Consider the following 14,388-nt stretch of genomic DNA (forward strand, 5'->3'; position numbering starts at 1 on the left):
CCTCACTGTTGAATCCGTGCTAGAGTATGAGCATCGCATCGCCAAATGAGAAGAACCTGTACTCCTGGTTCACGGCCTCCTGATACGAGCTGAGAACGAAGTCCCTCCCTGCGAAGGCCGACACCATCATCACCAGGGTGGATTTGGGCAGATGGAAGTTGGTCACCATGGAATCCACGGCTTTGAACCGATAGCCGGGGTAGATGAAGATGCCCGTCCATCCATCACCTGGATTGACGGAACCATCCTCGGCTGCAACGGTCTCTAGGGTGCGCACGGCTGTGGTGCCAACCGCCACAACTCTTCCCCCAGCCATGCGGGCGCTGTTGATTGCAGCAGCGGTCTCGCTGGATACGTGGTAGTGCTCTGAGTGCATCACATGCGCTTCGATCTGCTCCGTTTTCACCGGACGGAAGGTTCCAAGCCCGACATGGAGGGTAACCCTGGCCAGCGTCACTCCGTTTGCCTTAATCCGGTCCAGGAGTTCCTGGGTGAAGTGAAGCCCCGCTGTGGGCGCTGCTGCAGAGCCTCGCACCGATGCGTATACTGTTTGGTACCGGTCTGGAGTGGACAGATGCTCCTTTATGTAGTGAGGCGTGGGCATCTCTCCTATTGCATCGACCACCGCGTCGACACCTTCAGAAGCCTCGAATGCGATCACGCGGCCTCCGTAGTCGGTCTTGTCGAGAACGCATCCTGTCATCCTTCCCCCGCCGAAAGAGAGGGTCTCGCCCACCTGCGCGCGCCGACCCGGGCGTGCAAGGCACTCCCAGGTCGTGCCTTCGTCGCTTTTCTTCGAAAGGAGCAGGATCTCCACCTTGCCTCCGGTTTCGCGCTTGGCCGAGAGCCGCGCAGGCATCACCCGGGTATCATTGAGCACCAGCACGTCGCCTCGGCGGAGGTACTCCGGGAGATCGTGGAACTGCCTGTGCTCCACCTCGAGGCTGTCCCGATGGAGCACCATCAGCCTGGAAGCGTCCCTGATCTGAAGCGGGGTCTGTGCTATCAAGCGCTTTGGAAGGTCGTAATCGAACTCACTGAGCTGCATATGTTGGCATGTCCTTTCGCGTCACTCGCTTGGCGTCACTCGCTTGGCGTCATTCGCTTGGCGTCACTCGCTGTAGCCGAGTCTGTCGAGGAACGATTCGTCATCTCGCCAGCGTTTCCTGACCTTCACCCACAGCTGGAGATTCACCTGGGAGCCGAGCAACCGCTGGATCTCCATGCGCGCAAGTGTCCCGGTCTGCCGAAGCACGCTTCCACCGGCGCCTATCACGATGCCCTTCTGCGATTCTCTCTCCACAAGTATCACTGCACGGATGTCCACTATGTCGCGGTCTTCGCGCCTCGTCATCTCATCAACGACGACAGCAATGGAATGCGGTATCTCCTCACGGGTCAGGTCGATCAGTTTCTCGCGGATAAACTCCGCGACAATGAACTCCTCGGGCCTGTCGACTTGAACACCGGGTGGATAGTACATTGGGCCTTCCGGCAGCACGGTCGCGATCTCCTCCACGAACCCAGGCAGGTTCCTGCCTGTTGCAGCCGACACTGCTTTCACCCTCTGGAAACCAGCGAGATCCCTCGAGAGTCGCTCCACCTCTGAGGCCCTCTCCGCACTCACCAGATCGATCTTGTTGATGATGAGCCAGGCAGGAGCAGCAGCCTTCGAGACATACGACGCCACGGTCTCATCTTCAGGGCGAGCAGGCGATGACGCATCCACCACCATGAGTATGAGGTCCACATCGTCGAGCGCGCCGCGGGCAGCATTCACCAGCCTTTCCCCCAGCGTGTGGAGGGGCTTGTGTATCCCGGGCGTATCGAGAAACACGATCTGCGCGCCATCGAGATTCGCAATGGCGGAGATTCGGTTTCTGGTGGTCTGAGGTTTGTCGGTTACAATGGAGACTTTCGCCCCGACAAGCGCATTCAGAAGTGACGACTTGCCCACATTGGGCTTTCCAACGATAGCCACAAAACCTGATCTCACAGCATATCCTCCGACCTAAACGCCCCGGGAAGGAGCTCTCCGACAGTGCGGGTGACGCGAATGCCATCGTTTCCGATCATCGTGACTGGAGTGTTCAGACCAAACTCGGCCATGAACTGCCTACAGATGCCGCACGGCGTCACCGGTTCAGGCCTGTCCGACGCCACCACGATGTGCAGAAACTCCCGATCACCCTCAGATACCGCCTTCACAAGCGCAGTCCGCTCAGCGCATATTGTGCCGCCGAACGAGGCGTTCTCCACATTGCACCCAGCATATATCCTTCCGCTTTTCGCGAGTGCCGCTGCACCCACTCGAAATCGAGAGTAGGGTGCGTACGCGTTCTCGCGGGCGTGTCGCGCGACCCTGATAAGTTCCTCCAGGGCTCCTGGGTTATCACCGGCATCCAGCACAGTCATCCCTCCACAATCTGAACATCCGTTCCCACCGGGACTACCTGTATCCAGGTGGCGCCGGGGTTGAGCTTGACGCAGGCGCCATCCGGCCCCAGATAGCGCGTGGGGTCAGACGCTTCCCTCTCCCAGGATCCCCTCACAATCCGCCCGCCTATGAGCATCAGCGCGTCTCCACTGCCCTGCCTGGCAATGGACACTCGGCCTTCTTTATCGATGATTTTCGTCACTGCATACTGGATGATGACATTCGCGGCCGAGATCTGAGCCTGCGAATCCGGGTCGGTATGCGGCTGGCCTCCCATGAACCTGAGGCACCGGTTCGACGACGGATCATACTCCCATCTCACTAAGTAGCCAGCTGGGTACTTGATCGTTGCCTTGCTCGCGTGATCCTTCATCCGCACCGGCGCCTTCGCGAACTCGAACCCTGATTCAGCGAAATCCGTACGAATACCGAGCTTCCTCGCCTGTTCCGCGAGTGCCTTCGGCTTCGCAAATAGGTTGTGCGGCATGCGCCTCGATGGATCTCGGAAGAAGGCAACCCCATTCCTCATCTCGTTTATCGCTGGGTACTTCAGCCTGGCGATCATGGCCAGCGCTTCCGCGCTTCCTCCGCAGTGTACGAACATCGCGCCATGCTCCTGCGCAACCTCCACTAGGTAGGGCCTGGCGCTGCGAATTGGTCCTATCGGCCCTCCGTCGCACGCGGAGTAGAAGGCGACGAACCTTGTGATTCCGCCCTCTGCAAGCATCTCGTAAACGACCCGCGCATCCGCAAGTCCCCTCTGGGGCCTGGCAGCAGGGGAGTTTTCAACCGCTGCCGCGAAGTATGTTGGAGAGTCAAACGACGCGCGCGTCCTCCCATCGAGGGGGTCTATCCACGTCAATGGCCCTGATCTGACGCTATCAGCTTCGTCCCTCCCCAACGACCCGGTATCTGCCGATGAGTCATCGGATAGCGCGTGTTCGCGCCCACCGATCGACGCCGTCCCGATTGAGAGCCTAATCGCCACGGCGGCGCACAGCACCACGACCATAGCCGCCAGCACCAGCCAAACTCTGCGGTTCACCACTGCAGCCCACCCTTGTGATTTGCTGCCAGACGCACGCTGGGTTCTCTGACTACCTCCAGCCGTTTCCCGCTCTTCGCAAACCGACCGGCAATAGGCACAAGCGCCTTCGCAAGCACGGCCCGATCGCCGACTGCGTACACCTTGATTGGATTGACTGGAACAGGTCTTTGGTTAACCAGGACCACCGGGCCGACACACCGCACCGAGGAGGCAGCGACGATCCGCTCCCCTCCAACCATCGCGCCTCGCGCACCTGCAGCGAACAGGGCATCAAGGATATCGAGGATGTCTTTCTGGTGGACTATCTCATCCCACCCGTAGCCGGAAGGGGCGTCGTACGCCCTGACCTGCACGCCGGGGCCATCCATCTCTGCAAGGCCGGCAGACACCCGTTCCTCCGCAATGGAGGCAGTGAGAGAGGCGATCTCCCTGGATAGGGCAGCTCCGCTTGCCACTGGATCGCCGGAGTCGAACGTCACTCCTGACTGCGTGATCTGCACCTCAATCGCGTACGGAGCCCTCTGGATGCTTGGGTCCTTCGTGATCGCATCGAGAGTCGTCCGGCTCAGCGCGGACTGACGGTCCTGCACCTTCACCTCGCCTCCGATTGAGGTGACGAGGACGTAACTGTCAGCCGCCTTGCCGCTCTTCACTCGAGCATCAGCCTCGACAAGCTCCGCTATGCGAGACCTGGCGGCCTCTGCCCTGTCTGACTGTACCGCCGACGCCAGTCCACGAGAGATCGCGGACAGCTCTCGCCCTACATCCTCCCTGCTCCGTGCGGCCGCAAACGCGCTCTGGGCCCCATCCAGCACAGGCCCGGCCGAGCCGATCCCGGTGAATTTGTCCACCTGCAGGATGCCCCTTTCAAGCTCGACGTAGGCCATGGCGCCGCTCTTGGCCATGTCCACATCGGTCATCTCTCCGGGCAATCTTATGAGTTTGATCTGCCTTCCTATGACTATGGCGTCGAAAAGCAGGACGATCGAGGCGAGAAGAAGCAGGGCAAGCCAGTTAAGCTCGCCCATCCTGACCCGCTGTATCCTTACCTTGCGCCGCGCGATCCGGCGATCACTGGGCGCGGTACGGCGATAGGCTAATGCTGTCATACCGCTCCACTCTCACATTGATCCCCCATCGCTTGAGGGAGTTCTTGATCAGATCGAGACTGCTCTCAAGGACCTCAGGGTCACCGACCGCCCGCACCACGGCAGGGTTCACGGGAATCGGCCGCTGATTCACAAGGATCTGTGGGCCTGCTGAGCGTATGGACGATGTGGCGATGAGCCTCTGGCCCCCCACTTCGATACCCTGCGCGCCCGCGGCGAACAGCTCGTTTACTACATCGCGGATGTCCTTCTCCTGAACTACTTCATCTTTGGAGAAGCCGCCCTCCGCATCGTACATCGACACAGATACTCCGCGTCCTGATAACGGCGAGTATCCCGCAGCGCGCCTTACCTCTTCGTGAGCAAGCCTCAACGAATCAGCTTCATCCCGGAGAAGCCTGATTCTGTCCTGCATCGTTCTGGGGGTGATCACGTTCGCTTTGCCCACGGAGATCTCGATATCGATGGGGCTCGCCAGCCCAGAAAGCGCCGAGCTTTTCTGGATCGCGTCGATGGTTGAGAGGGATAGAACGTGCGCCGAATCCTCCACGCTGATTCGTCCGTCCTGATCCGCAGAGACAGTGATCATTGCCTGCCCCGTGACGGCCATGGTCTTCTGGTCGCCGTTGATGATGGCAAGCACTGCCTCGCGCCTTCTGTTCTCCTGCTCACGTTCTATCACATCGCCGGTAGCCCTGCCATAGTAGCCAATAATGTAGGCGATGGCTTCAGCATCATTCGCCTTCGATACCTCGAACTTGAACTTCGCAAGGGCATCTCTCACGGCGGCGTTGCGATCAAGCCCCAGCTTAGTTGCTTGTGATTCGTAGTAATCCGCCAACGACATTGCGCCCTCGCGCAGAAGAGCGGTCTTCGATACCTCGCCCGGAAAGGTGATCAGCTCCGCTGCGCGCGCCAGAACCATGATGTTGACAAAAAGAAGCACTATGATAATGCCAGTGAGCCACTGCCGCTGCCGCCTGGCAGGTTTCGTTGGCCTGGGCTTGGCTGCCATAGCCTGTTTCACCTCGCAAGGCCTTTGATGATCGCAAACAACCGTGGGCCGAAGACCCCCAGGCCGACAGCCACAGCGCCGACAACTGAGACAAGGACCGCTCCTGCGGCCACGTTCTTGGCCGCCGCGGCCAGCGGATGAAATTCCTGAGTGACGAGATCCACGCACAGCTCCACCGCAGTGTTGATCATCTCCGCTGAGAGCACAATGGTGGCCGCCAGCGCCAGAAGGCACACCTCGCGGGAATCCACACGAAGAACCATGCACATGGCCCCCACCAGGACGACCGCGACGACGTGGATGCGCAAGTTGCGCTCTGTGCGATAGGCGTGGGCGATCCCAAGGCCAGCAAATCCGAAACTCTCCCGAACATTACGCGCTTTCAACCTAACCGCCTCCGGCCAGCGCCCGTCGCCAGTCTATCGCGAGAGTCCAATCCTTCCAAGGATCGATTCCTCAAGCGCTCTCATATCCGCTGCACCCTGCTGAGTCTCGTGGTCATGCCCCGCCAGGTGAAGCACACCGTGGACAGTGAGATAGCAGACCTCTCTCGCAAGAGAGTGGCCGTACTCCTCTGCCTGTTCCCGAGCGCGAGGGAGCGATATTACCACATCACCGAGAAGCTCATCAGGCATTGAACACTCGATCTCTTCTTCTTCATCCCCAGCAGGTATCATGTTGGGATGATCGGGCAGTTCCGCCAGCTCGATATCTGTGGCATCGTCAGCAATCAGTTCGTCTGGGTCCTCGAGAGGGAAAGATAGAACATCGGTGGGCGCGTCGATGCCGCGGTAGTCGGCATTAAGCCTGGCTATCTCAGCGTCATCCACGAAACTCACATCAACCTCGAAATCATCTCTTCCTAGAACGGTTTGAAGTGCTATCTGAACTGCCTCCCTTACTTTGCCCTCGAGGTCGGGAGCCAGATCGACCTCGTCCTGTCGGTCAACTATCTCCACTGACATGCGGCGTTGCTCCTCCCTCGGATCCAGACGCTGAGTGCGCCTGCTCCGTCACCATCTCCGCCTGACTCGCCTGAGAATCGGCGCAGACTGCCTTGACTTCCGGCTGGCGCTCCTTTGGGGAGTCCTTCTGCACAAGGTCAGGGTATTCGACCCGCTCGTGGTACACACCAGAAAGAACACCCATAAAGGCCGTCTCCATCGCATTCAAGTCTTTGAGTGTGAGTTCGCATTCGTCGAGCTGTCCATCGTTGAGCTTGTCCTTGACTATCTTTTTCACAGTGTTGTTGATCCGCCACTGTGAAGGATTCGGCAACGCCCGAACAGCAGCCTCAGTCGAGTCGGCCAGCATGACTATTGCCGCCTCTCTGCTCTGTGGTTTAGGCCCAGGGTACCGAAAGTCCTTTTCGTCCACGCACAAGTCCCGATCACTCTCAGTGGCCCTGTAGTAGAAGAATGATACGAGCCCCGTCCCATGGTGTTGCTGAGCAATATCCACCACTGCCTCGGGAAGCCGGAATTCGCGGGCCAGATCGGCGCCGTCCTTCGCATGCGACGTTATGATCAGAGTCGAAAGCGACGGACTGATCTTGTCGTGCGGGTTCGCCTGAGCAAGTTGGTTCTCCGCGAAGAAGTATGGACGCTTCAGTTTGCCGCAATCGTGGTACAGGGCGCCAACCCTCACTAGCAGAGCATCAGCTCCGATGGCTTGCGCCGCTGCCTCTGCCAGGTTTCCCACAAGTATAGAATGATGGTAGGTCCCGGGCGCCTCAAGCAACAGCCTTCTGAGCAAAGGATGGCCTGGATTTGATAGCTCGAGGAGGCGCAGGGGAGATACCGCCCCGAATATGGCCTCGAAGAATGGCAGAAAACCAAGGGTCATCACGGTCGATATTATACCATTCACGAATCCGAGATACCATCTCGAAGAGATCGCTGGCTCGCCGAAGGCGGATCCGTATATGAACGACACAGCCGCAATGGCTCCGCCAACGTACAGCGCTGCGCCGGTCATGCTTGTCCTGTCGCGTAGCCTAGGGATCGCATAGGCGCCGCACGCCCCCGCCGCAGCTGCGACAAGGACTGCAAACATGTCGCCGCGCATCAAGGCTCCTACCAGCACCGCCACTGACAGGTTGACCACCAGAGCCATTTCAAGGGATACGAGAGACGAGATCACCATGGCCGCAAAGGCAGCTGGCGCCAGGTAAGGCGCTAAATCCGGCACAACGCTTACAAGCACAGCGCTAGACAGAAGCGACACCAGCCCAGCGACTGCCGAAAGCGCCAGCACTCCCTGAGCGGACGGGACTCTAGGGGTGAACCTCCTGATGTACGCGGAGGTGTAGGCCACTGCCGTCGCACACAGCGCGACCACGCCAATCCATCCGAGTAGATTCCCGCGCTTACCCAGAAGGCCCAGATCGGCAAGGATCGCGATCTGCTCTTCAGTAGCTGGATCGCCCCGCCTGATGATGCTCTGCCCCTTGTGAATGTACACGGCCTGCACCATCTTGGCCTGTTCGTCCGCTGCCTTCTCCACCCCTGCAAGATTCAGCGATAGATTGGGCCTCAAGGCCGCCACCACCACGCGCGATGCTGGTCGGATCGCCACTGCTAGGACTCCAAGGCGCGCAAGATCATCAGGAATCCCGCTCGAAACCGCCTGCAGATTGGAATCGGTGATTCGGATTTCCCTCATCGTGTCTCCAGCCAACGAGACTGCCGCAGACTTGACCGAGTCCAGCTGGGCCCGATCCAGGTCTGCCAGGATCGCCAAGTCATCCACAGACACCGAAAGCCCCTTGGCCTCCGTGAGCAGACGCTGGGCAGCACGTGCAACAGCCTGAGCTGAAGCCTTGGGATCATTGGCGTTTGCGGATACAACAGCGGCGAATACCGAATCCACCGCCTCTTCGGCCATGTACGAGTACGACAGATTGACCTCGTAGTTCCCTGAGAAGCTTGGGGCATTCCTCAGATATGCCTTGCGCGCGTCCTCCCTGAGCTTGTCCGTGGCGACTCTGTTCACAACGGTGCGTGGAGCATCTATGTCCCTCTTGGCAAGCTGCCCAGGAGCAAGCTCCACCGCCCTAGGCAGAAGGACCCACGACACCATCACCGCCGCGACGGCTACTGCCACGAAGGCTATCGTGAGGCGGCTTCCGAAAACCGCGCCAATTGCCGCCGAAACACGGGATTTCGAGCCAGACGCTCCTCGCGAAGCCGCTCGTGGGCATGCTGTGGCGCCCGGCCGCCCGCTTCCACCCTGTGACTGGCCCTGTGTTGGCTGTGCCACTGACTCTACCTCGCTTCCAGCTTGTCGGCTGGCTCCTTGGCCCTCCGGGAGTCGAATCTCTCATAGGCCCGGACGACCTTCTGAACCAGTTCATGCCTCACCACATCCTGATCTGTGAGATACGCGAACTCAATGCCCTCGATGCCCGATAGGACTGTCTGAACCTCCTCCAGCCCAGAAAACCGCCTCCTCGGCAGGTCAATCTGGGTGATGTCCCCAGTCACCACCGCCTTCGAAGAGAACCCGAGCCTCGTGAGAAACATCTTCATCTGCTCCGGAGTGGTGTTCTGCGCCTCATCAAGGATGATGAATGCATCGTCAAGGGTCCGTCCGCGCATGTAGGCAAGTGGAGCGATCTCGATCAGGCCCTTCTCCCTGTAACGCTCGTACACCTCGAGCCCGAGCATGTCAAAGAGCGCATCGTACAGCGGACGAAGGTAGGGGTCGACCTTCTCCTGAAGGTCGCCAGGGAGGAACCCTAGCTTCTCTCCGGCCTCAACTGCAGGACGCGTAAGGACTATCCTGCTCACCTGCTTATTCTTGAATGCCGCTATGGCCATGGCCATAGCGAGATACGTCTTGCCAGTTCCGGCTGGGCCGATCCCGAATACGATATCGTTCTTCTTTATGGCATCGATGTATTGCTTCTGCCCGATTGTGCGCGGACGTATCTGCTTTCCCCTGGCGGTGACCTGAACGACATCTCCAAGCAACCCCGAAAGGGTCTCCGACCGCTCTTCGTGGGCAAGCATCACAGAGTACCTAGTCTCCCGCCCCGAAACACGATTGCCCGCGCGCACGGCGGACTGCAGATCGCCGAGGACTCGGACGGCCTTCCCCACAGCCTCCTCTGGCCCCGACACAGTCACCTCATTGGCACGGGCGATTATCTTGCACCCCAACAGGCGCTCAACCAGCCTCAGGTTCTCATCCCTGTTCCCAAAAAGCGCAGCTGCCTCCGCATTTCCATTCGTGCAGAACTTAGCGTCAACAACCGGATTGCTCAAAATGAGATTACTCCCCCCGTTCATCTGAGACGTTATCACGCATTAGTGCGATATCCTCAATGGTCTCAACTATCAAGCACACAGACACGGCAGATGGGGATAGATCATCGCCCAGTTCATCGACAGATTCCTCCAGCACTGACACTCTCTCCGCGCCTGACGGAATTGCCCGTTGCGCAGCGCTGGCCGCCTCTTCCCTGGCAAGGGCGAAGGCCTCAGCGCGCGTGACGGAACCGATCCCGAGCGACAGCTCATGCCGTACCTCCCTGGTGATTTCGACGTCAAAGGGCCCGCCCCTTCCGATGCGCACCCGCCGCACCAGTTCCTCAGTGTCGTACGCATCGTAGGCTCCTCGCCGGCCCACTGCGAACCGGAGGGCGCCGATTGTGAATAGGTACCGAGCAGAGGATTTCCCTGTCCGAATGCGTTCCTCTATCTCAAGGGGCGTCCTGGCCCGGAACTCTCGCCATACCCGGCCGCGGATGATTGCCCTGGCGTGGACTGGCTGCTCACCAGGAACGGCAGCTGCGCGCCCTGCCACCAGAACTTGACCACTTACGACGGTTTCTCCCTCGCGAACGCGCGCCTCGCCAGCGAGTACGATAAGCCTTTCGATCACCGCATCTGATGATGCGACGAGATCGATGTGACCTACTGGCCGCTGTGGCATTATCATGTCGGCCCCGCGAACCACAAGCGTAGTTCCCTGCAACTCCACCCCGGCCCACGCGAGTCCGTCCACTGAGCGGGCGAGCTCATCGCGGACAAAGTCAATGTCAATGGATGATCGCCTGACCCATCGGCGCACACCTAGCCGTTCAAGGACCTCTACGATCCTCGCTCTCCGTTCCGGGGACACGCCGGTCATGTCGATAGTCCACACCACGGATGACAGGCCGTACAGGGCGACCGCGAAAAGGACAATGCCGACCACCATCGCCTTACGGCGCCACGCCGCGGAAACGATGAACGGCGCTCCGCCGCGCATCTCCACGCTGGCTCGACACCCGAACGCAGAGAGCAGGGGGCGAAGCTGCAAATACCCCCGCAGGCTCACTCGAGCCATCATTGCCCCTTCGCCCACGCGAACCAGATCACTCAGATCAATATGCTGGCTAGCAGCAGCGTTAACAAATCTCTCAAGCATCCTGCCTGTGACCTTGATTATAACATATCCTCTCATCCACTCCCACAGGCCGGAAACTGCCACTTCAGGACACCCCCCAGCCCACGAACTCTATCCCGCCTATCCACCCCTCCACAATGATCACATCCTGTGAGATCATACTCACCTTGAGTGCACGTCCGGATATGGAAACCTGCCCAGCGGGTGTATGCACTCTCACCCGCTGGGAGTTCAGCTCAACGACGCCTTCATGGTTTTCGATTCTCAGGAGGAGATTACCCTCAAGGCTGAGGCATGGCAATCCCAGAGCTACATCTTTGGGCGCCCCAAGCAGATCGGATACCCTTCGCGGCGCCAGGCCATGGCTACGCCTGGGAAACCGGCTGCCTGCCGCCATGCCGCCACCCCCAACCAGGGCTCATCCTCTCAGGCGGCGTCAACAGGTCGCCGCGCCCTACTTCGACTGTATTCCCGCCTCTGCCGCGCGATGCCGCATCCCAATGTCCCTTCTGTAGTGGGCGCCATCGAACTTGATGGCCTCTACTGCAGTGTAGGCTTTGGCCCTTGCGCAAGATAGGTCGTCGCCTAGCGCGGTCACCCCGAGAACCCTGCCGCCTGAAGACACAAGCTGTCCATCCAACATGGCAGTGCCTGCATGAAAGACCACAGAATCGCCATCGCCTCTCTCAAGGCGTGCCGGGATCTGGATGGGTATGCCCACAGGATGATCGCCTGGGTAACCAGGAGATGCCATCACCACGCATACCGAATGAGAACAGCGGAAAGATGGTAGGTCTGGGTTCAAGCCGCCGTGGCAGGCGGCCTCGATGAGGTCCGTGATGTCCGATTCCAGCAGAGGCAGTACGGCCTGTGTCTCAGGATCCCCCATTCTGCAGTTGAACTCGAGCACCCTGGGGCCGTTAGCCGTAAGCATCAGGCCCGCAAACAATACACCTACGAATGGATGACCGTCCGCCGCAAGCTGGGCTATGGCAGGTTGTAGGATCGCCTCACGGATCCACGGCAGATCAGGCATGTCAACAGGCGCCACGGCGCCCATGCCGCCTGTGTTCGGCCCCTCATCGCCATCTAGGGAACGCTTGTGATCACGGGCGGGAGCGAGCATGCACACGGCGGAACCGTCACTCACGCACATCACGCTCGCTTCCTCTCCCACGAGGCGCTCCTCCACGATGATCCTCGCAGAGGATTCCCCCCGCGCGCCTGAAGCCAGTGCATCCACCGCGCGCCCTGCTTCCTCAGGCGTATCGGCAACTACTACTCCCTTGCCGGCCGCAAGCCCATCCAGTTTCACTACTACACCGTTCCCCGACTCGCGCGCCGCCCACATGGCCGCCTCACGTGCTCTGGACGGCTCGTCGAACACCTCGTAGGCGGCCGTGGGTATCCCTGCTCTATCCATGAGCGACTTTCCATAGCTCTTCGATGATTCGATGCGCGCCGCTCCCGCATCAGGGCCAAAAACCGCGAAACCCTGCTCTCGCAATGCATCGGCGAGCCCCAATGACAGAGGCAACTCCGGGCCTACCACAGTGTATCTGCACCCCGATTCCCGCACAAACCGGACGATTCCGCCGATATCAGTGGCTGCTATGGGAACGCACTGGGCCACTCGACCGATTCCGGGGTTGCCTGGAGCAGCGAACACCCGCCTTACTCTGCTGCTCGCCGCGAGTTTCCACGCAATCGCATGCTCTCTGCCGCCTGCACCTACTACCAGTACATCGCAGGGAGAGGATGATGCGGACATCACGAAGCCCCCCAATCAGTGTGCGAAATGCCTCACTCCTGTAAACACCATTGCTAGGCCGTGGGCATTAGCAGACTCAATGCTGTCGCGATCCTTCACCGAGCCTCCAGGCTGGATGATCGCCGTAATCCCCGCATCTGCGGCGAGTTCCACAGTGTCGGCGAACGGGAAGAAACCGTCGGAGGCAAGGACCGAGCCGCGAGCCCTTTCACCCGCCGCCTCTATGGCGATCTTGGCAGCGCCGACCCTGTTCATCTGCCCGGCGCCCACTCCGACGGCGCCATCGCCATTCCAGAGCACAATCGCATTTGATCGTACATGGGCCGCCAGTTTCCACGCGTACGCGAGTTGGATACCCTCCCGCTCATCCGGAGCGCGCTTGGTGACGACAGAGAACCCGGCGCCGTCGTCACGCGTCGAATCCGGCTGTTGAACAAGGAACCCACCAAGCACCGGCCTCACATCCCAGCTCGGCGCGGCCTGCCATGCTCCTGCAGACATGTCGATAAGCCGCAGGTTGGGCTTTAGCCGGAGGACCGCCAGAGCATCATCGTCGAACCCTGGGGCCGCGATCACCTCAAGGAACAGCTTCTTCATGGCCTCAGCCGCAGCCCGGTCCACACTCCGATTGGCTGCCACGATTCCTCCGAATGCGGATACTGGATCACACTCAAGGGCGACTGAGAAAGCCTCAGCAAGGCCGTGGGAATCCCGCCCCCGTCCAGTTCCGGCGCCGCACGGGTTCCCGTGCTTCACTATCACAACCGCAGGCTCATCGAATTCCCTCACTGTGGAAATGGCGGCATCCATATCAGCCAGGTTATTGAAGGAGAGTTCCTTTCCGGAAAGCTGCTTCGATGCGGCGATGCCCCGGGGCACGCACCCTGAGGTTCTATAGAATGCCGCTGCCTGATGCGGGTTCTCGCCGTACCTAAGGCTCTGCACCAGCACACCGCCTGTAGTCCATTCGGGTGTGAGCATCTCACGCGCCTGAGGCCCGGCAGGATCCCCATGCACTGCGCCTGCGAAGTAGTTGGATATGGCGCAATCATAGGCAGCAGTATGACGGAACGCCTCTGCAGCCAGAGACCTGCGGACAGCGAGCGAGACAGATCCGCTCTCTCTGAGCTCGGCGAGGATCTCGCCGTAATGCGCAGGGTCGACCACGACCGTGACTCGCTCGAAGTTCTTGGCCGCCGCCCTGACCATTGAGGGCCCCCCAACATCGATGTTCTCTATGATGTCCTCTTCCCGGGCGCCGCTCTCAACGGTGCGCTGGAACGGGTACAGGTTCGAGACCACGATGTCGATGGGCGAACCTCCGATCTTCGCAAGTTCCGCCATGTGCTCAGCAGTGGGACGCGCCAGTATGCCCGCGTGGATCAGCGGGTGGAGCGTCTTTACGCGTCCGTCCATTACCTCAGGGAAACCAGTCACTGCCGACACGTCAGTGACTTCAACGCCTGCATCGCGGATCGCTCTGGCCGTCCCGCCTGTCGACAGAATCCCATACCCAAGCTCTACGAGGCCCCGGGCGAAATCCTCCACTCCGGTCTTGTCGTGTACACTTATCAAGGCCATGTGCTTCGCCATCTTGTGACCCTCCTCTCTAGA

The 14,388-nt window shown here is 59.9% G+C and carries 14 protein-coding genes; all 14 read right to left on the minus strand.

The genetic code is table 11. The annotated features are described in order from the left end of the window. Positions 1-19: 19 nt before the first annotated feature. A complete protein-coding gene (queA, locus tag VB144_07445; GenBank protein MEA4883473.1) occupies positions 20-1,048 on the minus strand; it encodes a tRNA preQ1(34) S-adenosylmethionine ribosyltransferase-isomerase QueA in 1,029 nt (342 codons plus the stop codon). A gap of 63 nt (positions 1,049-1,111) precedes the next feature. After that, complete coding sequence (era, locus tag VB144_07450) at positions 1,112-1,996, minus strand: GTPase Era (protein MEA4883474.1); 885 nt, start codon at positions 1,994-1,996, stop codon at positions 1,112-1,114. Then, positions 1,993-2,409: a cytidine deaminase gene (locus VB144_07455; protein MEA4883475.1), complete on the minus strand. Its 417-nt coding sequence runs from the start codon at positions 2,407-2,409 to the stop codon at positions 1,993-1,995. Before VB144_07455 ends, era begins: the two co-directional genes overlap by 4 nt. A 2-nt stretch (positions 2,410-2,411) precedes the next feature. Then, entirely contained in the window at positions 2,412-3,482 is a 1,071-nt protein-coding gene (locus VB144_07460; GenBank protein MEA4883476.1) for a DUF3048 domain-containing protein, read from the minus strand. Continuing rightward, positions 3,479-4,594, minus strand: coding sequence for a DUF881 domain-containing protein (locus tag VB144_07465; GenBank protein ID MEA4883477.1), 1,116 nt, complete (start codon positions 4,592-4,594; stop codon positions 3,479-3,481). Before VB144_07465 ends, VB144_07460 begins: the two co-directional genes overlap by 4 nt. Continuing rightward, the gene (locus tag VB144_07470) at positions 4,557-5,609 is read right to left on the minus strand and encodes a DUF881 domain-containing protein (protein ID MEA4883478.1); all 1,053 of its coding nucleotides are present in this window, start codon (positions 5,607-5,609) and stop codon (positions 4,557-4,559) included. Before VB144_07470 ends, VB144_07465 begins: the two co-directional genes overlap by 38 nt. An 8-nt stretch (positions 5,610-5,617) precedes the next feature. Further along, the gene (locus tag VB144_07475; GenBank protein MEA4883479.1) at positions 5,618-5,995 is read right to left on the minus strand and encodes a diacylglycerol kinase family protein; all 378 of its coding nucleotides are present in this window, start codon (positions 5,993-5,995) and stop codon (positions 5,618-5,620) included. A gap of 33 nt (positions 5,996-6,028) precedes the next feature. Further along, the gene (gene ybeY, locus VB144_07480) at positions 6,029-6,574 is read right to left on the minus strand and encodes an rRNA maturation RNase YbeY (GenBank protein ID MEA4883480.1); all 546 of its coding nucleotides are present in this window, start codon (positions 6,572-6,574) and stop codon (positions 6,029-6,031) included. Continuing rightward, the gene (locus VB144_07485) at positions 6,555-8,870 is read right to left on the minus strand and encodes an HDIG domain-containing protein (protein MEA4883481.1); all 2,316 of its coding nucleotides are present in this window, start codon (positions 8,868-8,870) and stop codon (positions 6,555-6,557) included. Before VB144_07485 ends, ybeY begins: the two co-directional genes overlap by 20 nt. 5 nt (positions 8,871-8,875) lie before the next feature. Beyond that, positions 8,876-9,877 (minus strand): PhoH family protein, encoded by a 1,002-nt coding sequence (locus VB144_07490; protein ID MEA4883482.1) that lies wholly within the window; start codon positions 9,875-9,877, stop codon positions 8,876-8,878. A gap of 7 nt (positions 9,878-9,884) precedes the next feature. After that, positions 9,885-11,087 (minus strand): sporulation protein YqfD, encoded by a 1,203-nt coding sequence (locus tag VB144_07495; protein ID MEA4883483.1) that lies wholly within the window; start codon positions 11,085-11,087, stop codon positions 9,885-9,887. A 1-nt stretch (position 11,088) separates the two neighbouring features. Further along, positions 11,089-11,400 carry a YabP/YqfC family sporulation protein gene (locus VB144_07500; protein ID MEA4883484.1) on the minus strand — a complete coding sequence of 104 codons (312 nt, stop codon included), beginning with the start codon at positions 11,398-11,400 and terminating at the stop codon, positions 11,089-11,091. Between the two features lie 57 nt (positions 11,401-11,457). Next, on the minus strand, positions 11,458-12,774 hold the full coding sequence (gene purD, locus VB144_07505; GenBank protein MEA4883485.1) for a phosphoribosylamine--glycine ligase: 1,317 nt from the start codon (positions 12,772-12,774) through the stop codon (positions 11,458-11,460). Positions 12,775-12,789: 15 nt separating this feature from the next. Continuing rightward, positions 12,790-14,367: a bifunctional phosphoribosylaminoimidazolecarboxamide formyltransferase/IMP cyclohydrolase gene (gene purH / locus VB144_07510; protein ID MEA4883486.1), complete on the minus strand. Its 1,578-nt coding sequence runs from the start codon at positions 14,365-14,367 to the stop codon at positions 12,790-12,792. Between the last annotated feature and the right edge of the window lie 21 nt (positions 14,368-14,388).

The sequence above is a fragment of the Clostridia bacterium genome, assembly GCA_034926675.1.
Classification (GTDB): domain Bacteria; phylum Bacillota; class DTU025; order DTU025; family DTU025; genus JAYFQW01.